The following is a 22,896-nucleotide window of genomic DNA, read 5'->3' as shown; positions in this document are numbered from 1 at the left end:
AGACGGACGAATGTCCGCTCAGCGGCTCCAGACAAGAACGGAAGGCGCAGAGTAGGCTTGCCTGCTGTGGCTGTCACCACCTCCTTATGGCAATTCGCCCTCGTCGTCGGGGTGCTCACCCTCACTCCAGGTCTGGACACCGCCCTGATCCTGCGGACCGCGGCCCTCGGGCGCCGCCGCAGCGCGTGGGGTGTGGTGCTGGGGATCCAGACCGGCACCCTGATGTGGGGCGCGCTCACCTCGCTCGGGGTGACGGCTCTGCTCACCGCCTCGCACATCGCGTACGAGGTGCTGCGCTGGGCCGGGGCGGCGTATCTGGTCTGGATGGGCGTCCGGATGCTGGCCGGCACCTTCCGCGGCAGGACGGCGGGCGGGGAGCCGGACGGGCACCCGCTCGCCTCGGGAGCGGACGCGATGGTCCGCGGCTTCCGGCAGGGCCTGACGACGAACCTGCTCAACCCCAAGGTGGGCGTCTTCTACGTCGCCGTGCTGCCGCAGTTCATCCCGGCGCAGACCAATCACCTGGCGATGGGGGTCCTGCTCGCCTCGGTGCACGTCGCGCTCGGGCTGCTCTGGTCGGCGGCGCTGGTCGCCTTCGCCCGCGGCCTGCGCGGATGGCTCCGCACGGGCCGGGCCAGGCGGCTGCTGGACCGGGTCGCCGGGACCGTGATCGCCGCGTTCGGGATCAGGCTCGCGCTCGGCGACTGATCGTGCTGCACCAGGCGTACACCGCGGGCCCCGTCAGGTGCCGGACGGTCGCGCGCCCACCCCGTCGAGCAGCACCTTGAGCGAGCTCTCCAGCGTGCCCCGCGCGGCGATGTCGGTCAGCTCGCCCGCCAGGTCCCGCACCCGTTCGAAGCCGCGCAGGCGCGCGGTCGCCGCCATCGCGCGCCCGGCCTCCGCCTGCGCCTCGGCGTCGATGTCGCGCCGCGGCCGCTCGAACACGATGTGGCCGAAGGTGAAGGAGAAGATCCGCCAGAACGTCCGCGCCGCCTCCTCACCGGTGATGCCGCCGTCCTCCAGGTTCGCCAGGACGTGCTCGGCCAGCCGTCCGAGACCTTCGGAGTGGGCCGGAACGCGCCTGTTCACCAGCATCTGGACCACGCTGGGATGGGCGAGGAGCAGCTCCCGCCAGGCCACCATGATGTCGATGACCCGCTGTCGCCAGTCCGAGGCGCTGCTGTGCGGCACCTCCATCCTGCTGAGCGCGAGAACGAGCATGGCGTCGATCAGCTCGTCCTTGGAGTCGACGAACCGGTAGATCGTCATGGGGGAGATGCCCAGCTCGGTGGCGACGCTGCGGATCGTCACGGCGTCGAGCCCGGACTGGCCGGCCTGCCGCAGCGCCGCGTCGGCCACGTCGTCCAGGGTGACGGAGACGGCCTGCGTGCGTGACCCGCGGCGGGCTCGCCGGGGCTCGCCGGGCTCGGGACGTCCTTGGTCTGGGGCGGGTCGGGAGGTCACGCCTCCCACCGTACCGCAGACGGATACGTTGTACAGGCGATGAAGATCTTTTCATTCAGCTATTTACAACGTATATGAAATCTATACGCTGTATCGCCAGGAGGTGTCATGACCCACATCACCACCGGCGATCCGGCCGCCCTGCGCTCAGCCACCCGTAAGGCCGCCGTCCGGCTCATCCCCCTGGTCGCGCTGATGTACGTCATCAGCTATCTCGACCGGGTCAACATCGGCTTCGCCGCCGCCACCATGAACGCCGATCTCGGGCTGTCCAGCACCGCGTACGGCCTGGGGGCGGGGCTGTTCTTCATCGGCTACGTGGCGTTCGAGGTGCCCTCCAACGTCATCCTGCACCGGGTCGGCGCCCGGATCTGGCTCGCGCGCATCATGGTGACCTGGGGACTGATCTCGGGGGCCATGGGGTTCGTGCAGTCCGAGCTCGGCTTCTACGCCGTGCGCGTCCTGCTCGGCATCGCCGAGGCGGGGTTCGTGCCGGGCGTCATCTACCTGCTCACGCTCTGGTTCCCCGCGCCGGTACGGGCCCGCACGGTCGCGCTCTTCCTCATCGCGATCCCCGTCGCGGTCGTGCTGGGCGCGCCCCTGTCGGCGCTGCTGATCGAGCACGGGCACGGCCTGTGGGGTCTTGAGGGCTGGCGGTTCATGTTCGTGGCCGAGGCCGTTCCCGCCGTGATCGTGGGCGTGCTCGTGTTCTTCGTCCTGCCCGGCTCACCCAAGGACGTCCCGTGGCTGAGCGAGCACGAACGCGGCGCGCTCCGGGCCACGCTGGAGCGTGAGGCCGGCGCCGCCGCCGAGCACGGCCCGTCGGACGTCCGGTCGGCGCTGAAGGACTGGCGCATCTACGCCGTCTCCTTCATCGGGCTCTCGGTGAACATGGGCGGCTACGCCCTGTCCTTCTTCCTGCCCCAGGTCATCGCCAGCCTGGCCGCGCCGTCCGGCCGGCCGTTCTCGATCTGGGAGACGGCGCTGCTGACCGCCGTGCCGTTCGCGGCGGCGGCGCTGGCCATGTGGCTGGTCGGCCGCAGCTCCGACCGGCACCAAGAGCGCCACTACCACGCCGCGGTCCCGCTGCTCGTGGGCGCCGTCGCCGTGTCGGTGGCCCTCTACCTGCCCGGCACGACGCTCGTGATGATCGCGATCTCCATCGCCGCGGCCGGCAGCTACGCGGTGCTGCCCGTCTTCTGGCAGTTGCCGCCGCGCTTCCTGCGCGGCGCCGCCGCGGCGGCGGGCATCGGCGTGGCGGGCGGGCTGGCGAACGTGGCCGGGTTCGTCGCCCCGTACATGACCGGCGGCCTGTACGGGGCGACCGGCAGCTACCGGCCGGCCATGTTCGTCGTCGCCGCCGTCATGGCGCTCGGAGCCGTGGTCGCGCTGCTGCTCAGGCGGCGGCCCGAGTTCGCCGGCCCGCCGCGCGCCTAGCCCGCTCACCCGAAAGGCCGAACCCTTGCCAGAGATCATCGGACAGTACGTCGACCAGATCATGACCACCGAGCTACGCCCCCTCGGCAACATGCCCAGAGGCGTCGCCCACCAGCTGTACGAGGCCGTACGCCGGCGCACCGGCAAGCCGCTCAGCACCGCCATGGCGCAGGCGATCGTGAACCGGGTCGAACCCGGCGACCGCGTCGTCATCCTGTGCGGCGCGGGCGGCCCGCCGAGCCTGCCCACCGGCGAGATCGACGGCCTCCTCGGCGCGGTGGCCCTCGCCCGGATTCTCACCCTGGGCCTCGGGGCCGAGGTCCACCTCGCCTCCGTCGAACGGTTCCTGGGGCCGCTGGCCGAGGTCGTACGCGCGGGCGAGCTCAACGTCCGGCTCGGCGAGGACGACCACCGGCCGGGCACGGTCACGCTGCACGTCTCACCGCAGGACGACGACGCCGGACGCGAGTTCAGCCGCGCCATCCTGGACGACCTGCGGCCCTGCCTCGTCCTGGCCATCGAACTGCTCGCCCCGAACCGCGCGGGCGTCATCCACGGCGCCACCGGCAACCCCTGGCACGACGTGCACTTCGACAGCGCCGCGCTGTTCGAGCGGGCACACGCCCAGGGCGTGCTCACCTGCGGCATCGGCGACGCCGGCAACGAGGCGGGTTTCGGCGCCATCCCGGAGGTGGCGGCCATCCAGCCCGCGGGCGGAACGTGCCGCTGCCCCTGCGGCGCCGGGATGGCCGCCGCGGTGACGACCGATCACGTGCTCACCGCCGCCATCTCGGACTGGGGCGGGTACGCCGTCACCGCGCTCATCGCCTACCTCGTCGAACGGCCCGACCTGATCGCGGACGCCGACTACGTGGAGAACCTGCTGCGCGCCGCCGTGCGCGCCGGGGTCGTCTGCGGCTGGCACGCCCGTCCCACGCTGAGCGACGACGGCGTTCCGCTCGAGGCCCAGCGCGCCGCCGCCACCCTCATCCGGACGGCCGTCACCCAGGCCCTGACCAGGGCGCCCTCCCCGTCACACTGAGCACACCCGAGAGGCCGTCACGATGACGACGAACCCCCCTGCCACCGGATACGCCGACGTCGGCCGAATCCAGCGCCTGCTCGACGCGGGCCCGTTCGACGCGATCGTGTCGACCTGGCCCGAGAACACCCACTACCTGTCCGGCTTCTACCACCCCGACATGCGGCTCACCTGGGAACGGCTGCACATCGTCGTGTGGCCCGCGAACGGCGCGCCGCCCGTCTACGTCGTCCCGGCCCCGCGCGCCGACGCCTGGAACGGGGCCGGTACCTGGGCTCGCGAAGAGAGCCGCCCGCGCATTCAGGACATCCGGGGCTACCTGGGGGAGCACGACCACATGATCGACGTGGTCGCCGAGGCCCTCACCGGCCTGGGCATCACCTCCGGCCTGATCGGCGTCGAGCACCGCGCCACCCCGTACAAGATCGTGGAGGGTCTGCGGCGCCGGCTGCCCGGGTTGCGGTACGGCGACGCCTGGCCGCTGCTGAACGAGATGCGCAAGGTGAAGACGCCGGCCGAGGTCGCACTCCTCACGCACGTCAACCGGATGACGGCCCGCCACCTGGAGAACGGGCTGCGGAGCATCGTCGCGGGAGAGAGCGAACGGGCCGTCGCCGCGCGCGTCACCGACGCGCTCATGCGCGAAGGAGCGCAGGAACTGACCCATTCGATCTTCGGCGGCGGCTGCCGCGCCGGGCAGTGGCATCCGTGGCCCGGCGACCAGACGCTGGAGGCCGGGATGCTGATCCGGACCGACTGGGGCGTCCGCATCGACGGCTACTGCTCCGACATCGCCCGTACGGCCGTCGTCGGCACCGCGAGCCGGGCCCAACGCACCCGCTTCGACCGCATCAGCGCCGTCCACGACACCATCGTCGAAGCGGCCCGGCCGGGTGTCGTCGCCCGCGAACTCGTGCACCTCGCCCGGCGCGCGTACGAGCGCCAGGGCGAGGAGTTCCGCTGGAGCATCGTCGGGCATGGCATCGGCCTGGTCCTGCACGAGGAGCCCCAGCTGACCGTCGAGTACGACGAGCCGCTCGTCGAAGGCATGACCCTCGAGATCGAACTCGGCTGGACCGACCCCGCGCAGGGCTTCCACATCGAGGACTTCGTCCACGTCGGCCGCGACGAGACCGTCAACCTGACCACACCCCCAGGCACCCGCGTACTGATCGAGAGCGCACGATGACCCAGACCCCGTCCACGGACCTGCTCGCCACAGCCGGCGGCAAGGCGGCCAGGCGCCTCCTGCCGATCCTCATCGCCCTGCTGTTCGTCAACTACCTCGACCGCGTCAACGTCGGCTTCGCGGCCCCCCACATGAACCCCGACCTGGGCATGACCGCCACCGCCTACGGGCTGGGCGTCGCCCTGTTCTTCGTCGGCTACGTCGTGCTCGAAGTGCCCAGCAACTACCTGCTCTATCGGGTGGGCGCGCGCAAGTGGCTGGCCAGGATCGCGGTCACGTGGGGGCTGGCCGCCGCGGCGCACGCCCTGGTCACCGGGGCGGGCTCGTTCGCCGCGATGCGCGTCCTGCTCGGCATCGCCGAGGCGGGCCTGCTGCCCGGGATCCTGTTCTACCTCACGTTGTGGTTCAGCGGGCCGCAGCGCGTCGCGGTGCTCGGCGTGTACTACGTCGCGGTGCCGCTCTCGACGGCTCTGGGCGGCCCCGTCTCCAACTGGCTCATCCACCACGGGACCAGCACGTTCGGGATCGAGGGCTGGCGCTTCATGTTCGCCGTCGAAGGGCTGGCCGCGGTCGTCCTCGGACTCGTCGTGCTCAGGGCCCTGCCTTCGACGCCGCGCGAGGCGACGTGGCTGACCCCGCAGGAGCGGGAGGCCCTCGAACGGTCAAACCCGGCCCGGGAGGCCGGCGAGCACCGCTCGTTCCTGGCGGCCCTGCGCAGCCCGGTGACGATCCGGCTGGCCGGGGTCTTCTTCCTGCTCACCTTCCCGATGTTCGCGATCAGCTTCTTCCTGCCCCTCGTCACCGCCGCCCTCCCCAGCGGCGACAACGCCACCGCCCTCAGCCTCGTGACCTTCGTGCCGTTCACGCTCGGCGCGATCGCCTGCTGGGCGTGGAGCCGGCGCTCCCGTACGCGGGGGCTGCGCCCCTGGCGGTTCGCGGCGCCCGCCGTGCTCGCGGGCCTGGCCGTCCTCATCTGCTCCTACGCCGGCGACTCCTTCCCGCTCCTCATGCTCGGCGTCTCGATCACGGCCATCGGCATCTACGCGGCCATCCCCATCTTCTGGAGCATCGCCGGCGAGTCCCTCACGGGCGCGGCCGCCGCGGCGGGCCTGGCCCTGATCAACACTGTTGGCAGCCTCGGCGGCTTCGCGGCCGGCTACTTCACGGGCTGGCTGCGTGACCTGAGCGGCGGCTACCAGGCCCCGTTCACCGCGATGGCCGTCTGCCTCATCCTGAGCGGCCTGCTCGCGCTGACGACGTCCGCCTCCCACCGCGAGCCCGTCACTCCGATCTCTCCGCCCTGAACCCTCAGGGGTGCGCTTCGACCGGCCGTTGAGGCTTTCCGCGCACCGAGCCCAGGCAGGGGACAGGGCAGCAGGCGAAAGTCTCCGGAGCCCGTTCAACGACAGGCTTGAACGCATGACTGCTTCTGACAGCGCCGGAGTGACCACCGGCGACAACCCCGCTCCGGCCTCGTGGCGGGAACTGCTGGGCCCTGAGCACGCCGGGGCGGCGATCGTGCCGGCCGTCGGCGTGCTCGTCGGCGCGATCAACATCTACCTGGCGTCGAGCCTGCTGCCGACCGCGGTGGCCGACATCGGCGGCGCCGGCTTCTACGCGTGGAACATGACGATCTATCTCGTCGCGATGGTGATCGCGACGATGCTGGTCAGCCGCCTCCTCGCCCGGTGGGATGACGTCGGCGCCTACCTGCTCGGCTTCGGTGTCTTCCTGCTGGGCTCGCTGACCTGCGCGGTGAGCCCGGAGATGCCGGTACTACTGGCCGGTCGCGGCGCCCAGGGGCTGGGCGCGGGGCTGCTGTCCGGGCTGGGCTTCGCCGCCGTCCGATCGGCGCTGCCGCCGCGGTTGTGGGCACGGGGCAACGCGCTCATGTCGGCGATGTACGGTGTCGGCAACTTCGTCGGCCCCGCGCTCGGCGGGCTGTTCGCCCAGTTCGGCGGCTGGCGACTGGCGTTCGTCATGATGGCGGTGATCGCGGGGGTGTGCGGCCTGCTCGTGCCCCGGGTGCTGTCGCGCGGCGACCGCGGTGGAGCCGGGGCGCCGGTCCCAGTGCTGTCGTTGCTGCTGGTCACGGCGGCCACCGCCGCGGTCAGCGTGGCGGGGGTGCTGCCCGGCGCCGCCGCCATGGCGGCCGGCATCGCGGTGGCGCTGCTGCTGATGCTGGCCTTCGTCGCTCATGAACGGCGCAGTGAACGCCGGGTCTTCCCGGCCGCCACCTACCGGCCGGGCTCGGCGCTGAAGTGGCTGTACCTGACGCTGGCGCTGCTGGCCTTCGGCGTGGCGGTGGAGTCGTTCCTGCCGCTGTTCGGCCAGCGGCTGGGCGGGCTGACGCCGGCTGTGGCGGGATTCTTCGGGGCGGTCGTCTCCCTCGGCTGGTCGGCGACACAGCTCGTCAGTTCCTCGGCCGCCGGGGAGCGCACGATCGGCCGGCTGCGCGTCGCCGGGCCGCTGCTGCTGGCGCTCGGCTTCCTCCTCCAGGGGCTGCTGCAGCGCCAGGACGCGCCCGGCTGGCTGGTCCTGCTGTGGGTGCCGGTGCTGTGCGCCGCCGGGGCCGGCGTCGGGCTGGCCTACCCGCACCTGGCGGTGGCGGTGATGGCCGACACCCCTGATCCGGAGGAGGGCGGGCGGGCGGCCGCCGCGATCGCCACCGTGACCAGCCTGTCGATCGCGTTCGGTACGGCCACCGCGGGCGCCCTGGTCAACCTGGGCGGCTCCTCGATGCTCGACGCGGCCCGCTACGTCCTGTTCGGGTTCGCGATCATCTGCTCGATCGGCGCTCTCACCGCCCGTGCGGCGGGCCGCACGGGCGGCCGCCTGAGCCCTGAGCTCAGGTAGGACGCTTACCCGCAGGTTCACCCGCGCCGACCCGGCCGATGCCGGGACGGATCACGCGTCGGCGTCGCGAGGCGCGTCCATGTGGGTGACGAGGTTGATGCCGCCGTCGACGTTGATCACCTCACCGGTGACGAAGGGGGCCTTGACGAGCGCCAGGATCATCGCCGCGACGTCGGACGGCTGCCCGAGCCGGCCCATCGGTGTCATCGCCACGGTGCGCGCCATCCGGGTGGCGAGGCCGGCCGAGGTCAGCCGGGTCTGGAGCGGCCCCGGGGCGATCGCGTTCACCCGGACCTCCGGGCCCACGGCCTTGGCCAGCAGCCTCGTCATGTGGTCGAGCGCGGCCTTGCTGATGGCGTAGGGGATCGAGCTGCCGAGGGGGCGCGAGCCGCCCACCGAGCTGATGTTGACGATCTGGCCGCCGGGCTCCATGACCTTCACGGCGGCGACGGAGACCTGCCACGTCCCGACGACGTTGACACCGAGGATCCGGTGCCAGTCGTCGGCGGTGACCGCGTCCAAGTCGGCGTGGGGGACGGCTCGCGACACCCCGGCGTTGTTCACCAGCAGGTCGAGCCGGCCGTGCCGCGCCACGGCCGTCTCCACCAGGCGCACGGCGTCGGAGGGATCGGCGATGTCGGCCTGGACGTAGCTCGCCCCCGGAAGCTCGGCCGCGAGCCGCTCGCCGGCGTCGACCGAGGTGGCCGAGTTCACCACGACGGTGAAGCCGTCGGCCGCGAGCGCGCGGGCGATCCCTTCTCCGATCCCGGAGCTCGAGCCCGTCACGATGGCGACACGGGGCGCGCTCATCGGGCGACCCGCTCGGCGACCGGCGCCTTCACCGCGTTCACGATCGCCCGGCCTCCGCTGGCGAGGATCGAGGTGTCGTTGCTGACCACCACGTAGTCGTAGCCCCGGGCCAGTGCGGTCCTGGCCTGGTCACTCGTGGCGGACGCGGTGCCGATGGGGACGCCTGCCGCGGCGGCGGCCTCCAGCGCGGACGTGACGAGCCGGTCCACCTCGTCGCTTCCCGCCGTGACGCCCATCGACATCGAGAGGTCGGCCGGCCCGACGAACGCGGCGCCGATGCCGTCGACGGCCAGGATCTCCCTCGTGTTCCTCATCGCCGCCTCGCTCTCGAGCTGGACGACGCACAGGGCCTGCTCGTTGCCGTACTCGAGGTACTCCGCCCGTGGCAGCAGCCCCCAGCGACCCGCGCGGCTGGTGCCGCCGGACCCGCGGTCGCCGCGCGGCGGGAAGCAGGTGGCCCGCACGACCGCCCGGGCCTGCTCGACCGTGTCGACGTGCGGCACGACCACACCGGCCGCGCCGGCGTCCAGGACCCGCTGGATCACGCTGGGGCCGTGGTCGGGCACCCTGACGAGCGGATCCACCCCGAGGGCGCGGGCCATCGCGATGTGGGTCGAGGCGGCGGCCAGGTCCAGTGTCGTGTGTTCGAGGTCGATGACCACGAAGTCGAAGCCCGCGTAGGCCATGATCTCGACACTCTCGGGGCTGGACAGCTTGATCCAGGTCCCGAGCGTGCCGCCGTTGATTCCGTCGCGTACCCGTGTCATGGATCAGACCTCGCTGGCGGCGTTGGAGGGGGTGGCGGTCCAGAAGACCAGCCACTTGCCGAGCTGCACGACGACCGCGTGCAGGACGATGCCGACGGCCGACAGCACGACGATCACCGCGAAGGTCCTGGCCACGTCCAGGGTGAAGTTGCTCGCCTGGATCAGGTAGCCCAGACCTTCCGAGCTGCCCACGAACTCCGCGACCACGGCGCCGGTCACGGACAGGATGACGGCGACCTCCAGTCCCGCGAAGATGTGCGGAAGCGCCGACGGGATCTGCAGGTGCCGCATGACCTGCATGCGGGACGCGCCGAAGGAACGGAGCATCTCGACCTGCTCGTGGGCGGCGGACCTGAATCCCAGGACGGCGTTGATGAGGAGGGGGAAGAACGCGATCAGCGCCACGGTCAGCACCTTCGAGCTGATCCCGATGCCGAACCAGACGATCAGCAGCGGCGCCATGGCGACCTTGGGGATGGTCTGGGTCAGGATGAGCAGCGGGAAGAGCACGCGCTCCACCGTCCGGAACTGGGTGATGAGCACCGCGGAGACCAGCGCCGAGCCGACCGCGATGCCGAACCCGATCAGGATCTCCTTCATGGTGACGATCGAGTGGCTCACCAGGCTGCCGTCCCGGAAGCCGTCGACCAGGGAGACGGCGACGGCCGAGGGCGCGGGGACGAGGATGTTGGAGATGTCGAACATCTCCACCACGACCTGCCAGACCACCAACAGCCCGATGAACACCAGCACGCTGTAGGTGATCTCCGGTACTCGGCGGCGGCGTCGGGCCGGGGTGTCCGAGTTCGTGGGCGCCTTCCCCGGCACGGTCTCACCGTCCGGGACGGCGAGTTCCTCTCGGCCGGCTGCCTGGCGCTTGGTGTTGGTGGACATCAGGTCTCCTAGTGGGCGCTGTGCTCGGAGTCGAGCAGCTTGCGGATCTTCAGGACGATCTCGCCGAACTCCGGCGTGTTGATGTTCTCGAGCCGCCGCGGTCTGGGGAGCGCGACCTCGACGACGTCCGCCAACCGGCCGGGGCGCGGTGTCATGACCACGACGCGGTCGGCGAGGAGCACCGCCTCGGGGATGCTGTGCGTCACGAACAGCACGGTCTTGCGATCCTGGTCCCAGATCTTCAGCAGGTCCAGTCCCATCTGGTCGCGGGTCATCGCGTCGAGGGCGCCGAACGGCTCGTCCATGAGCAGGATGCGCGGGTCGTGCATCAGGGCGCGGCCGATCCCGACCCGCTGCTGCATCCCGCCGGACAGCTCGTTCGGATAGCGGTCGCCGAACTCCTCCAGGCCGAGCATCACCAGCAGTTCGTCGGCCTTCTCGTGGGTCGCGGCGTCCCGGGCGTGGTGCAGGTCCGGCGACGTCAGCAGGTTCTTCCGCACCGTACGCCAGGGCAGCAGCAACGGCTGCTGGAAGACCATCCCGAGCTGGTTGCGGTGGGTGTCCTCCGACGGCCCGAAGGTGACCTGCCCGGAGGTCTGGCGGGACAGGCCCATGATGATCCGCAGCAGCGTGCTCTTGCCGCAGCCGCTGGGGCCGACGATGGAGATGAACTCACCGGCCTGGACGCTGAGGGAGACGTCGTCGAGAGCCTGGACGGTCCCGCCGGACTTCGTCGGGTAGAGCATGGACAGCGAGTCCAAGCGGATCGCGCAGTCGGTGTCGGTGCTGGTCGGCATGTCTGTCATTCCTCACCTGGTTAAAGCGCAGGCTGCCCGCGCCTCGGTTGTCGTGCTGGCAGCGATCAGGCGGTCGCCTCGGGCCACGTGCCGCCCATCTCCTTGGTCAGTCGCTTGCAGACGGCCTTCAACGCCGTGGCCTCCCGGGAGTCCAGCGCGTCCGGCAGCATCCGCTCGGTGCCGACGGCCGCGATCGTGGCGCAGATGCCGGTCGCCGCGAACACCGGCGCCGCGACGACGCAGATGCCGCGGTGGTTGACGTGGCTGCTCATGCCGGCCTGCCGGATCGCCTCGATACGATGGCGCGTCTCGGTGCGCTGGGGCTCGGGGAGGCTGCCGGTGAGCCGGTCGGCGTGGAACTGGTCGGGCAGGAAGGCCAGGAAGACCTTGGCCTGCGAGGAGTCCAGGGCGAGCTGCGAGCCCACCCGCACCGTCACCACGGTGGGATGCTCGGCCTCCTCCACCAGCGAGACCACCGGACCGGAGGTGCCCCACAGCGACAGCACGGTGCTGATCTTGATCTCGAGCGTGAGCTCGCGCATGTAGGCCGGCGCCTTCTGCATGATGCGCTGCTGTCCCAGCATGAAGCTGCCGAGCTGCAGGATCGACCGTCCGGGACGGACGAAGGCGGAGTCCTCCACGCGCTCGAGCAGCCCGGAGCTGATCATCGAGCTGAAGTAGCGGTGCACCGTGGTCCGGTTCAGGCCGAGCCGGCGGGTGGCCTCCGCGACGGAGAGCTCCGGAGTCTCCGGGCCGAACAGCCCGAGGATCTGCGCGGTCCGGCTCACCGCCTGGATGTCCTGCTCGCGAGCAGCCACCGGTTTTTCGTCCTGGTTCTCCGTCATCGGCCCCCACCCCGTCGCGTTGATGTCCCAAAAAAAGTTCTCGCGGTTCGCAGTACGGACAGAGAGTAAGCGTGTCCGGCGTCTTGCTGCAAGGTTTTCCTGGTGTTTCGCGAAAGTGTTTCCGAACGCACCCTATTGACAGACCGGATAGTGAACTCCCAGTCTGTGATGCGAACGGTGATGTGAACCCCGTCGATACCCCGGAGACTTCATGACTGACTCGCCCGCCATCATCAAGCTGCTGAACGGCTGCGTTGACCTGCACTGCCATTCCGGCCCGAACCCGTTCCCTCGCCGCATCGACCATGCCGAGGCCGGCAAGGACGGTGAGCGGCTCGGCATGAGGGGCGTGCTGGTGAAGTCCCACCACCACAACACTGTGATGGACCTGCTCTCGATGAGCGACCGGCTGGCGAAGATCAAAACCCCGGTCTTCGGCGGCATCACGCTGAACAGCATGATCGGCGGCATCAACCCCCAGGCGGTGGCCATGTGCCTGCGCATGGGGGGCAAGGCCGTGTGGTTTCCCACGTTCTCGGCCGGCCGGCACATCGACTGCCATCCGGAGGGCGTCGGCTTCCCCACGGCGAGCGTCGAGGTGCCGTCGTCCCGGGTCGACGTCCACCAGGAGAACGGTGAGCTCATCCCCGAGGTCTACGAGGTGCTCGACCTGGTCAAGGAGACCGGCGCGATGGTGACCGGCGGCCACATGGAGACCGAGTCGATCACCCAGCTGTTCGCCGCGGCCAAGGACAAGGGTGTCACCCGGATGCTGCTCAACCATCCCGACTACGTCATCGGCGCGGACGAGGCGAAGTGCCGTGAGCTCATCGGCTACGGAGCGTTCATCGAGCACGAGACCGGCTTCTACGACCCCGAGGGGACCAAGAAGTGGGACCCGAGGATCCTCCTGGACTGGATCGAGAAGATCGGCCCTGAGCACACCGTGATCTCCTCCGACCTCGGCCAGAAGGATCGGCCGCTGCCGGTGGACTCCTACATCCGCGTCGCGACCGCGCTGCTGGACCTCGGCCTGGACGAGAGGTCGCTGCGGCAGGTCTTCTGCGACAACCCCGCCTTCCTGCTCGGCCTGGACGACTGAACCGGCATCTTGCCGCCGACCCGAAAGGACAGACGATGACCACCCTGGCCACCCCGCCCGAGGCGGAGTTCTCCTACCTCGGTACGGGGGATCCCGACGAGACGACCCCTGGCGGATCGTCGACGTGGTACTTCCGCGGGCACAACTTCGTGCTCGCCTACACGACGCTGGTCGCCGGCGACGTGCTGGAGCGGAGTGATCAGCCGGACGAGTACGTCCTGCTCCTCCCCTACGAGGAGTGCAGCGTCGAGGTCCGCGCGCCGGGGGAGGTCGAGCGGGTCTCGGGCAAGGCGGTGGTGATGGTCCCGCCGGGCGGCAGCGCGATCTCCGGCGTCGCCGACTGCACCGTCGTGCGGCTGTTCAGCTCCGAGTCCACCGACCTGCTGGACAAGGCGCGCAACCGGGACGCGTACGCGAACCCGCACCCGAACACCAAGCCGTTCGAGCCGTGGCCGGACCCGCCGGAGGGTTATCGCATCCGGGCCTACCGGCTGGCCGACCTGCAGGTGACGCAGGACGCCATCCGCCCGGGCCAGATCGTGCGGTGCAGCACCTTCATGATCAACTTCCTGGCGCCCAGGATCGGTCCGCGTGACCCGAACACCCTCTCGCCGCACGACCACGACGACTTCGAGCAGTGCTCGCTCGCCGTGGAAGGGGAGTACGTCCACCACCTGCGGACCCCGTGGTCCAAGCGCCGCACCGAGTGGCGCGAGGACCGGCACCTGCGGTGCGGCAGTCCTTCGGTGGCCGTGATCCCTCCGCCCATGCTGCACACCAGCGAGGCCGTGGGCTCGGGGACCAACCAGCTGATCGACATCTTCTGCCCGCCGCGTCTGGACTTCTCCCTGCAGCCGGGCCGAGTGCTCAACGAAGACACCTACCCACTCCCCAACCAGTAAGAGGCAGGTTCCATCGTGAAGACCGGACGAGCAGTGAAAGTCGTTAGTGGTGCGGTCGCCGTCCTGTGCGCGACCGTAACGCTGAGTGCGTGCGGTTCCGACAGCGGATCCGGCGACTCGGCTCAGGTCGGCGGCAAGCTGACGCCGGTGACGTTCGCGATGGCGTCCCCCAGCTGGAACGCCGGTTACGCGGTCATGGCCGTCGTGGAGGCCGAGGGCTTCTACGAGCAGGAGGGTCTGAAGGTCACGACTAACCTGTTCCCGTCGGCCACCCAGGCGGCGCAGCAGGTCGCCGGCGGCGGGGCCGACCTCGGCCTCATGACGGTCGAGCCCGTGGCCATCGGGCACGACAAGGACCTGAACCTGGCCTACTTCAGCTCCTACTGGGCGAAGTGGATCTACAGCCTGCAGGTGCCGGACGGTTCGGCCGTGAAGAGCATCGCCGACCTGAAGGGCAAGAAGATCGGCGTCTCCGCGGTCGCGAGCTCCGGCGCGACGTTCGCCCGGACCGCGATCAAGCTCAACGGGATGAGCGAGAACGCCGCCAGCCTGGTGCCGATCGGCGCCGGCGCCCAGCAGATCAACGCCATCAAGAGCGGCCAGGTCGACGTGCTGGCGCTCTGGGACATCCAGTACCAGATCGTCAAGAACGCCGGCGTCACCCTGACACCGCTCCCGGTCAAGGAGACGGCGGACGCGTGGGGCGGCGGCTTCGCGGCGACCAAGAAGAACCTCGAGGCCAAGAAGGACATCCTCGAACGGTTCGGCCGGGCGGTGGCGAAGGCGTTCGTCTTCTCCAAGGCCAACCCCGAGGCCGCGATCCGCGACCTGTGGAAACTCCACCCGGAGACCCGCGGGTCAGAACCGGAGGAGAAGGCGCTGGCTGACGGGGTCAAGGTCCTCCAGGTCCGCCTGGACGGACAGGGCTTCGACGACAAGACCCTGGGCCGGATCGACGAGGCCGCGTTCACCCGTTCGCTCGACTTCATGACCTCGGCCGGACTGATCAAGAAGTTCCCGGCGAAGGACATCTACACCGACGCGATGTTCAAGGCGTTCAACGACTTCAAGCACGAGGACGTCGTCAAGCAAGCAGAGAGCGCCGGCTGAATGCGGCTGGGGATCGCACTCGACCTGAGCTCCCAGGAGCCGGTCCGCCCGCAGGTGGATCGCACGGTCACGATGCTCGCCCGCGCGGAGCAGCATGGTTTCGACTCCGCGTGGGTGGGCGAGAGCTATCACGCGGCCTCTCAGCCGTTCCATCTCCCGTCCGTCCTGATGGTCCTGGGACATCTGGCCGGACGGACGTCCCTGGCGCTGGGATCGGCGGTGCTGCTCCTGCGGGCGTACAGTCCGGAGAAGCTGGCCTACGAGGCCGCGCTGCTCGACCAGCTGTGCGGCGGGAAGCTCACCCTCGGCCTCGGGCTCGGCAGCCCGGAGGTCGCCCGACGGGCCGGGCTGTCCGCGCCGGGTCCGGCCGGCGCGGCCTTCGACGCCACGCTGAAGCTGCTGCGCGAGGCCTGGTCCGCCGACGTGAACACCGATGCGCCGGTGGCGATCCCGCCCCCGGTGCGGCGCGGCGGGCCGCGGATCCTGGTGGGCGGCAAGGTGGCCGCCTCGGCCCGTCGTGCCGCGACGCTCGCCGACGGATTCTACGGCGCGACGAACTACTGCGACGACCTGTTGATCAAGCAGTCGGCCGCCTACTGGTCGTATCGCGGCGGACGGCCGGGCGAGACGGGGGGAGTGGTCGCCACCACCAGGTTCTGCGTCGTCCACGAGAATGCCGCCACGGCCCGCGAACTCGCCGCGCGCCACTTCAAGGCCGCGACCGCCTACTACACCGAGCGGGGCGCATGGATGGGTGCGGATGGGCCCGCTGAGCTGGAGCTCCCCATGGTGGGCACGCCCGACGAGATCGACGCGACTATCGCCCGATATGTCCAGGCAGGGGTAACGTCCGTCCAGTTACGGGTGGCCCCGTACGGCACGCCGCCGGAGGTCGCCCGCCACACGCTCGACCTCGTCGGGCGGCACGTCCTCCCGCACTGGCACGACACGACGACTTCAGACGCGATCACGAGTTTCGATGGGGAATGACCGAGGATGACGAGACGACTCAAGAGCGTGGCCGGCCTGTTCGCGGGCATCCTCGTGCTGGCCACGCTGGGCGCCTGCGGTTCGGAGGGGGGCGAATCGGCGGGTGGCGACGGCCTCGACACCGTCACCTTCGCCCTGAGCGCGCCCAGCTGGAACTCCGGCTACACCACCTTGGTGGTCCCCGAGGCCGAGGGCTACTTCAAGGACGAGGGGCTCGACGTCAAGGTCCAGCTGTTCCCCTCCGGCACGCAGTCGGCGCAGCAACTGGCCGCCGGCGGCGCCGACATCGGACTGATGACCGGTGAGCCGGTGGCGATCGGTCACGCCAAGAACCTGGGCCTGGTCTACTTCGCGTCGTACTACCCGCACTGGATCTACAGCCTGCAACTGCCCCAGGGCTCGAACGTGAAGAGCATCGCGGACCTGAAGGGCAAGAAGATCGGGGTGACCGCGGTGGCCAGCTCGGGCGGGACGTTCGCCCGGACCGCGTTGGAGCTCAACGGGATGACCGAGAACGCCGCCGGCCTGGTGCCGATCGGCGCCGGCGCCCAGCAGATCAACGCCATCAAGAGCGGCCAGGTCGACGCGCTGTCCCTCTGGGACACCCAGTACGCGATCGTCGAGGACGCGGGGATCAAGCTCACCCCGCTGCCGGTGCCCCAGACCGCGAGCATCTGGGGCGGCGGGTTCGCGGCGACGCGGAAGACGATCGACGAGAAGAAGGACGTCCTGGTGCGGTTCGGTCGCGCCATCGCGAAGGGCTTCGCCTTCGCCCAGGCCAACCCCGAGGCCGCGATCCGCGACCTGTGGAAGCTGCACCCGGAGACCCGGGGCAACGGACCGGAGCAGGACGCGATGGCGTCCCAGGTCAAGATCCTCAAGGTCCGGCTGGCCGACCAGGGAGTCGAGGACGGCAAGTGGGGCGGGATCGATCCGAAGGCGGCCACCGGGATGGTCGAGTTCATGGCGTCCGCCGGGCTCGTGGACAAGGCGTTCCCGGCCACGGAGATCTACACGCCCGACCTGCTCGACGCCATCAACGACTTCTCCTACGACGACATCCGCAAGCAAGCGAAGAACGCCTCCTGAGATGGGGCAGGAAGTGGAGACGACCCGAATGAGCAGCTCGTTCGTGTACGCGTCGGTCCGGACCCCGTTCGGCCGGTTCAATGGAGCCCTGGCCGACACGAGGACCGACGATCTGGCCGCGACCGCGCTGAAGGGACTGCTCGACCGCTCGCCGGGCCTGGATCCCGGCCTGGTCGACGACGTGTTCTGGGGGAACGCCAACGGCGCGGGCGAGGACAATCGCAACGTCGGCCGGATGGCCGTGCTGCTGGCGGGCATGCCCGTCTCGGTGACCGCCACCACGGTGAACCGGCTCTGCGGCTCGTCGCTGGACGCCGCCATGATGGCTTCACGCATGATCGAGGTCGGCGACGCGGAGGTCGCGATCGCCGGCGGCGTGGAGTCGATGACGCGGGCGCCGTGGGTCCTGCCGAAGCCGTCGCGCCGGTTCCCGGCGGGCGACGTCACCGCCGTCTCCACCACGCTGGGCTGGCGGCTGGTGAACGAGCGGATGCCCGCCGAGTGGACGGTCTCGCTGGGCGAGTGCAACGAGCAGCTGCAGGAGAAGTTCTCGATCTCGCGCGAGCGGCAGGACGAGTTCGGCGCCCGCTCGCACCGCCTCGCGGCAGAGGCGTGGAAGGACGGCTTCTACGACGACCTCGTGGTGCCCGTCCCCGGCGCCGACCTGGTCCAGGACGAGAGCATCCGGGCCGGCACCTCGCTCGAGGCGCTGGCCAAGCTGAAGCCGGCGTTCCGGCCCGACGGGACGATCACCGCCGGCAACTGCTCACCGTTGAACGACGGCGCGAGCGCGGTCCTGCTGGGCTCGGCGAGCGCGGCCGCGACCATCGGTCGTGATCCGGTCGCGCGGATCGCCGGTCGCGGCTGGTCGGCGCTGGAGCCGCAGCAGTTCGGATACGCCCCGGTCGAGGCCGCGAACGCCGCGCTCGAGCGGGCGGGCATCACCTGGGGCGACGTCGGCGCCGTCGAGCTGAACGAGGCGTTCGCCGTCCAGTCGATCGCCTGCGTCGACGCCTGGCTCAAGCTCGGGCTGCGGGACGCCGAACTCGTCAACGCCAAGGGCGGGGCGATCGCCATCGGGCACCCCCTGGGCGCCTCGGGCGGGCGCGTTCTCGGGACCCTCGCCGCGCGGCTCGTGGAGTCGGGTGAACGATGGGGCGTGGCGGCCATCTGCATCGGTGTGGGTCAAGGCCTGGCGGTCGTGCTGGAGAACGTCGCATGACGCTGCTCTGCACCTCCGTCGACGAGGCGGTCAGCGGCATCGCCGACGGCTCGACGGTGCTGGTCGGCGGCTTCGGCACGACCGGCATGCCGTTCGAGCTGATCTACGCGTTGATCCGGCAGGGAGCGCGGGACCTCACCGTCGTGTCGAACAACGCGGGCAACGGGGACACCGGGCTCGCGGCGCTGCTCGCGGCCGGGCGGGTGCGCAAGATCATGTGCTCGTTCCCCCGGCAGACGGACTCCTGGGTCTTCGACGAGCTGTACCGCGGCGGGAAGATCGAGCTGGAGGTCGTGCCGCAGGGGAACCTGGCCGAGCGCATGCGCGCCGCCGGAGCCGGGATCGGCGGGTTCTACACCCGCACCGGAGCCGGGACCCTCCTCGCGGAGGGGAAGGAGACCCGCGAGATCGACGGCCGGACGTACGTCCTCGAATCGCCCATCGCCGCCGACGTCGCGCTCATCAGCGCCCACACCGCGGACACCCTCGGAAACCTCGTTTACCGCAAGACGGCACGCAACTTCAATCCCGTCATGGCGACGGCCGCGACCACCACCGTCGTGCAGGTGCGGCACGTCGTCGAGCCGGGAGAGCTGGATCCCGAGGCCGTGGTCACCCCGGGCATCTACGTCGACCGGATCGTGCGGGTGCCGTCATGAGCGCGGTGTCTCCGAGCGTCGTCGAGCACACCGGCCGCGGCCCGCTCGGGCGGGACGAGATGGCCCAGGTGCTCGCGCGCGACATTCCCCCCGGGGCGTACGTCAACCTCGGCATCGGTCAGCCCACGACCGTCGGCGACCACCTCTCCCCGGAGTCGGGGGTCATCTTCCACACCGAGAACGGCATGCTCGGCATGGGGCCGGCGGCGACGGGCGACGCGATCGATCCCGACCTGATCAACGCCGGCAAGTTCCCGGTGACCGAGCTGCCCGGTGCCGCGTACTTCCACCACGCCGACTCGTTCGCCATGATGCGAGGCGGCCATCTCGACCTGTGCGTCCTCGGCGCCTACCAGGTCTCGGCATCGGGGGATCTCGCCAACTGGCACACCGGCGAGCCCGACGCGATCCCGGCGGTCGGCGGGGCGATGGACCTCGCCGTGGGCGCCAAGCAGGTCTTCGTGCTGATGTCGCTGTTCACCAGGAAAGGCGAGCCGAAGCTCGTCAGCGAATGCACGTATCCGCTCACCGCGCTGCGCTGCGTGAACCGGATCTATACCGACGTCGCCGTATTCGAGATCACCGGAGGGGATCAGGTCCTCGTCCGGGAGACGTGGGGGATCTCGTTCGACGAACTCCGCACGCGCCTCGACGTCCCGCTCGCCGCGGCGACACCATGAGGAGGTTGGACAGTGTCCACTAGGCACCAGTTCTACATCGGGGGTGCGTGGGTCGATCCGGCCACGCCGCGCACCTTGGGCGTCCTCGACCCCGCGACCGAGGAGACGTTCGCGGAGATCAGCCTCGGGACGGCCGAGGACGTCGACCGCGCGGTGGCGGCGGCGCGCGCGGCCTTCCCCACGTACGCGCAGGTCAGCGTGGAGCAGCGGCTGGAGTACCTCGAACGGATCATCTCCGGATTCCGGGCTCGGCTGCCCGAGATCGCGAGGACGATGACGCGCGAGATGGGGTCGCCGATCACGTTCTCGACGGAACGCCAGGCCACGGTGGCGCTGTTCCACTTCGAGGAGGCGGCCCGCGTGCTCGCGGACTACCCCTTCGAGGAGGAGATGGGGGCCGGGATCGTGCGGCGCGAGCCGATCGGCGTCTGCGGTCTCATCACGCCGTGGAACTGGCCGCTGAACCAGGTCGCGTCGAAGGTGGCCCCTGCCCTCGCCACGGGATGCACCGTGGTGCTCAAGCCGAGCGAGATCGCGCCGCTCAGCGCCATGGTGCTGGCCGAGGTCATCCACGACGCCGGGCTGCCGCCCGGCGTGTTCAACCTCGTCAACGGTGACGGTCCCACGGTCGGTGAGGCCATCGCGGCGCACCCCGGCATCGACATGGTCTCGCTCACCGGCTCGACCGGCGCCGGCATCAGGGTCTCCAAGCTCGCGGCCGACACGGTGAAGCGCGTCGCGCTCGAACTCGGTGGCAAGTCGGCCAACATCATCCTGCCCGACGCGGACCTTGAGTCCGCGGTCGTCGCCGGGGTGCACTCGTGCTACACCAACGCCGGCCAGAACTGTCAGTCGCCCACGCGGATGCTCGTGCACCGTTCGCAGCGCGACGAGGCGTACGCCGCCGCGCGCCGGGCGGTCAAGGAGGTCCGTCTCGGGGAGCCGCTCGATCCGTCGACCACGATGGGGCCCCTGGTGAGCCAGGCTCAGCTGGAGAAGGTCACCACGCTCGTGCAGTCGGGGATCGACGAGGGCGCGACGCTCGTGGCCGGCGGCCCGGAGCGCCCCGACGGGCTCGGCAAGGGGTTCTACGTCCGCCCGACCGTGTTCGGCGACGTCACGCCGCGGATGCGGATCGCCCGTGAGGAGATCTTCGGCCCTGTGCTGTCGATCCTGCTCTACGAGAGCGAGGACGAGGCCGTCGAGATCGCGAACGACACGCCGTTCGGGCTGGCGGGCTTCGTGCAGTCGAAGGACCCCGACCACGCCCGCAGGGTCGCCAATCGCATCCGTGCGGGCCGCGTCTATCTCAACGGCGCTCCGTTCGACCGCAGCCTGCCCTTCGGCGGCTACAAGCAGTCCGGGAACGGACGAGAGTTCGGGCGGTTCGGCTTCGAGGAGTACCTCGAGGTGAAGGCCGTGCTCGGTTATCCACGGTGAACGAGAGGACGACATGGTGAACCCTGACCACAGCGAGCGGCTGGCGGCCCTTCTGGACCGCGAGGAGCTCTTCGACCTGGCGCGACGGGAACGGTTCGCCCGCGACCAGCGACTCTTCGACGTGATGCGGGACTGCTTCCACGACGACGCCTACGTCCGGACCACCTGGTACGACGGACACGGCGGTGAGGCCTACGTCGAGGCGACGAAGACGTGGATGGGGCGGACCGGGAACAGCAAGCACTGGGTCTTCCCCGCCTACGCGCGGGTCGAGGGTGACCGGGCGACCGTCGAGAGCCCGGCGAAGATCTTCAACCGGACCACGGTGGAGGGGGTGGAGGTCGACTTCCACGCCTACTGCCGGTTCTTCTCCCGTGCCGTCCGGGAGGAAGGACGGTGGAAGCTGATGAGCTTCGAGGTCCTGATGGAGCGCGACGAGTTGCGCCCCGTCCACGCGGGTGAGGTGCTCCCGGTGGACGCGGCCCAGCTCGCTGAGCTGCGGCCGTCCTACCGGTTCATCACCTGGATCCAGTCGACCCGCGGCGTGACGGTGAGCCAGGACCTGCTCGGCGACGACCGGCCGGCTGAGCTCGACGCGTTCCACAAGGGCGAGACCGCCTGGCTCACCGGCACGGGGTGAGCGCGCGGAAGCCTGGGCGGGTGGCATTTCGGCCGCCACCATGGCGTGAAGTCGGGCGCCGGAAAAGTGGACGATATACCAACCGGTCGGTATCTTCGCCTGCATGACGTGGGTACGCCGCACTTGGCGGACGCTGGAGCCGTTGCACGGGATGATCTACTTTGCTCCGGAGGCGGACGCCGCCTACCGGCAGCTCGGACTGACCGGACGGATGGGATATTTCGCGTCCCGGGCTGCCGCGCTCGGCCCGGTTCGCGCGGAGGTGGTGGTCGCCACCTTCTACAACTTCAATCCGCAGGTGGTACGCAAGGCGATCCCGGCCGCATGGAGCCTGGCTTCCCCCGCCGACATCCTGGACGCCCGGCTGAACGCGGTCGACACGACGTTGCGCCGCGTGCTCGGCGACGCGATTGATTCGCCGGAGATGTCGCAGGCCGCCGCGCTGGCCAGGGAGGCGGCCGAAGCGGTCTCGGGCGAGCTCAGCGGGCGGCCTCTGTATGCCGCGCACACCGCACTGCCCTGGCCTGACGCTCCGCACCTGGTTCTCTGGCACGCCGCGACCCTGCTGCGCGAGTTTCGCGGTGACGGCCATCTGGCCGCCCTGCTGGCCGCCGGGCTCACCGGGATCGAAGCCCTCGTCACCCACGCCGCCACCGGTGCCGTCCCGGCCGAGACGCTCCGGGTCACCCGCGGCTGGACCGAGGCCGACTGGGCGGCCGCCGAGAGCCGGCTGGAGGATCGCGGCCGGCTCCGCGACGGCTCCCTGACCGACCAGGGCCGCCGCGAACGTGAGGCGATCGAGGAGGCGACCGACCGGATGGCCACGGCCCCCTACGCCGCGCTCGGCGACGATCGCTGCCAGGAACTGTGCGGCCTGGTGCGCCCCTGGAGCAAGCACGTGGCAGCCGAGCTGATGCCCTGGGCCGCGGCCCGCGCCTCCAGTCATCCGGGAACGGACTGA

23 protein-coding genes are annotated in these 22,896 nt (G+C 70.4%); 17 read left to right on the top strand and 6 right to left on the bottom strand.

The window, feature by feature from the left end:
* Positions 1–66: 66 nt before the first annotated feature.
* Positions 67–708: a LysE family translocator gene (locus tag OIE67_RS20885; RefSeq protein WP_326642805.1), complete on the top strand. Its 642-nt coding sequence runs from the start codon at positions 67–69 to the stop codon at positions 706–708.
* Positions 709–741: 33 nt separating this feature from the next.
* Here OIE67_RS20885 and OIE67_RS20880 read toward each other — a convergent pair whose 3' ends face one another.
* The gene (locus OIE67_RS20880; RefSeq protein WP_181308307.1) at positions 742–1,464 is read right to left on the bottom strand and encodes a TetR/AcrR family transcriptional regulator; all 723 of its coding nucleotides are present in this window, start codon (positions 1,462–1,464) and stop codon (positions 742–744) included.
* A 108-nt stretch (positions 1,465–1,572) separates the two neighbouring features.
* Between OIE67_RS20880 and OIE67_RS20875 the strand changes: the two genes are divergently transcribed.
* The 5 genes from OIE67_RS20875 to OIE67_RS20855 all read left to right on the top strand — a co-directional run bounded on the left by OIE67_RS20875 (position 1,573) and on the right by OIE67_RS20855 (position 7,988).
* On the top strand, positions 1,573–2,901 hold the full coding sequence (locus OIE67_RS20875; protein WP_326642800.1) for an MFS transporter: 1,329 nt from the start codon (positions 1,573–1,575) through the stop codon (positions 2,899–2,901).
* A 25-nt stretch (positions 2,902–2,926) separates the two neighbouring features.
* A complete protein-coding gene (locus OIE67_RS20870) occupies positions 2,927–3,943 on the top strand; it encodes a glutamate cyclase domain-containing protein (protein WP_326642798.1) in 1,017 nt (338 codons plus the stop codon).
* A gap of 22 nt (positions 3,944–3,965) precedes the next feature.
* Positions 3,966–5,132: a Xaa-Pro peptidase family protein gene (locus tag OIE67_RS20865; RefSeq protein WP_326642796.1), complete on the top strand. Its 1,167-nt coding sequence runs from the start codon at positions 3,966–3,968 to the stop codon at positions 5,130–5,132.
* Positions 5,129–6,436, top strand: coding sequence for an MFS transporter (locus tag OIE67_RS20860; protein ID WP_326642794.1), 1,308 nt, complete (start codon positions 5,129–5,131; stop codon positions 6,434–6,436). Before OIE67_RS20865 ends, OIE67_RS20860 begins: the two co-directional genes overlap by 4 nt.
* A gap of 115 nt (positions 6,437–6,551) precedes the next feature.
* On the top strand, positions 6,552–7,988 hold the full coding sequence (locus OIE67_RS20855) for an MFS transporter (RefSeq protein ID WP_326642792.1): 1,437 nt from the start codon (positions 6,552–6,554) through the stop codon (positions 7,986–7,988).
* A 51-nt stretch (positions 7,989–8,039) separates the two neighbouring features.
* Here the strand turns inward: OIE67_RS20855 and OIE67_RS20850 are convergent, their stop codons facing one another.
* The 5 genes from OIE67_RS20850 to OIE67_RS20830 form a co-directional block, all read right to left on the bottom strand.
* The gene (locus tag OIE67_RS20850) at positions 8,040–8,798 is read right to left on the bottom strand and encodes an SDR family NAD(P)-dependent oxidoreductase (protein WP_326642790.1); all 759 of its coding nucleotides are present in this window, start codon (positions 8,796–8,798) and stop codon (positions 8,040–8,042) included.
* On the bottom strand, positions 8,795–9,565 hold the full coding sequence (locus OIE67_RS20845) for an HpcH/HpaI aldolase family protein (RefSeq protein ID WP_326642788.1): 771 nt from the start codon (positions 9,563–9,565) through the stop codon (positions 8,795–8,797). The genes OIE67_RS20850 and OIE67_RS20845 overlap by 4 nt, the downstream gene beginning before the upstream one ends.
* Before the next feature lie 3 nt (positions 9,566–9,568).
* Positions 9,569–10,459 (bottom strand): ABC transporter permease, encoded by an 891-nt coding sequence (locus OIE67_RS20840; protein ID WP_326642786.1) that lies wholly within the window; start codon positions 10,457–10,459, stop codon positions 9,569–9,571.
* An 8-nt stretch (positions 10,460–10,467) separates the two neighbouring features.
* Positions 10,468–11,256: an ABC transporter ATP-binding protein gene (locus OIE67_RS20835; protein ID WP_106248527.1), complete on the bottom strand. Its 789-nt coding sequence runs from the start codon at positions 11,254–11,256 to the stop codon at positions 10,468–10,470.
* Positions 11,257–11,321: 65 nt separating this feature from the next.
* On the bottom strand, positions 11,322–12,101 hold the full coding sequence (locus OIE67_RS20830) for an IclR family transcriptional regulator (protein ID WP_106248525.1): 780 nt from the start codon (positions 12,099–12,101) through the stop codon (positions 11,322–11,324).
* 211 nt (positions 12,102–12,312) lie between these two features.
* On the opposite strand from OIE67_RS20830, the gene OIE67_RS20825 reads away from it, so the two are divergent.
* The 11 genes from OIE67_RS20825 (at position 12,313) to OIE67_RS20775 (ending at position 22,896) form a co-directional block, all read left to right on the top strand.
* Positions 12,313–13,203 (top strand): DUF6282 family protein, encoded by an 891-nt coding sequence (locus OIE67_RS20825; RefSeq protein ID WP_106248523.1) that lies wholly within the window; start codon positions 12,313–12,315, stop codon positions 13,201–13,203.
* A gap of 35 nt (positions 13,204–13,238) precedes the next feature.
* On the top strand, positions 13,239–14,105 hold the full coding sequence (locus OIE67_RS20820; protein WP_326642782.1) for a cupin domain-containing protein: 867 nt from the start codon (positions 13,239–13,241) through the stop codon (positions 14,103–14,105).
* Positions 14,106–14,120: 15 nt separating this feature from the next.
* Positions 14,121–15,215 (top strand): ABC transporter substrate-binding protein, encoded by a 1,095-nt coding sequence (locus tag OIE67_RS20815; protein ID WP_326642781.1) that lies wholly within the window; start codon positions 14,121–14,123, stop codon positions 15,213–15,215.
* On the top strand, positions 15,216–16,205 hold the full coding sequence (locus OIE67_RS20810) for an LLM class flavin-dependent oxidoreductase (protein WP_326642779.1): 990 nt from the start codon (positions 15,216–15,218) through the stop codon (positions 16,203–16,205).
* Positions 16,206–16,211: 6 nt separating this feature from the next.
* Positions 16,212–17,294, top strand: coding sequence for an ABC transporter substrate-binding protein (locus OIE67_RS20805; protein WP_326642778.1), 1,083 nt, complete (start codon positions 16,212–16,214; stop codon positions 17,292–17,294).
* Positions 17,295–17,322: 28 nt separating this feature from the next.
* Complete coding sequence (locus OIE67_RS20800) at positions 17,323–18,516, top strand: thiolase family protein (RefSeq protein ID WP_326642776.1); 1,194 nt, start codon at positions 17,323–17,325, stop codon at positions 18,514–18,516.
* Complete coding sequence (locus OIE67_RS20795; protein ID WP_326642774.1) at positions 18,513–19,175, top strand: 3-oxoacid CoA-transferase subunit A; 663 nt, start codon at positions 18,513–18,515, stop codon at positions 19,173–19,175. Before OIE67_RS20800 ends, OIE67_RS20795 begins: the two co-directional genes overlap by 4 nt.
* Positions 19,172–19,855 carry a 3-oxoacid CoA-transferase subunit B gene (locus tag OIE67_RS20790; RefSeq protein ID WP_326642772.1) on the top strand — a complete coding sequence of 228 codons (684 nt, stop codon included), beginning with the start codon at positions 19,172–19,174 and terminating at the stop codon, positions 19,853–19,855. Before OIE67_RS20795 ends, OIE67_RS20790 begins: the two co-directional genes overlap by 4 nt.
* A gap of 12 nt (positions 19,856–19,867) precedes the next feature.
* A complete protein-coding gene (locus OIE67_RS20785) occupies positions 19,868–21,295 on the top strand; it encodes an aldehyde dehydrogenase family protein (RefSeq protein ID WP_326642770.1) in 1,428 nt (475 codons plus the stop codon).
* A gap of 13 nt (positions 21,296–21,308) precedes the next feature.
* Positions 21,309–21,935, top strand: a complete 627-nt coding sequence (locus OIE67_RS20780; RefSeq protein ID WP_326642769.1) for a nuclear transport factor 2 family protein — start codon at positions 21,309–21,311, stop codon at positions 21,933–21,935.
* A gap of 103 nt (positions 21,936–22,038) precedes the next feature.
* Positions 22,039–22,896 (top strand): SCO6745 family protein, encoded by an 858-nt coding sequence (locus tag OIE67_RS20775; RefSeq protein ID WP_326642768.1) that lies wholly within the window; start codon positions 22,039–22,041, stop codon positions 22,894–22,896.

It is taken from the genome of Nonomuraea fuscirosea (assembly GCF_035917475.1).
GTDB lineage: Bacteria > Actinomycetota > Actinomycetes > Streptosporangiales > Streptosporangiaceae > Nonomuraea > Nonomuraea fuscirosea.
Note: the sequence above shows the minus strand (reverse complement) of the source record. Positions and strands in the feature narration are given on the sequence as shown.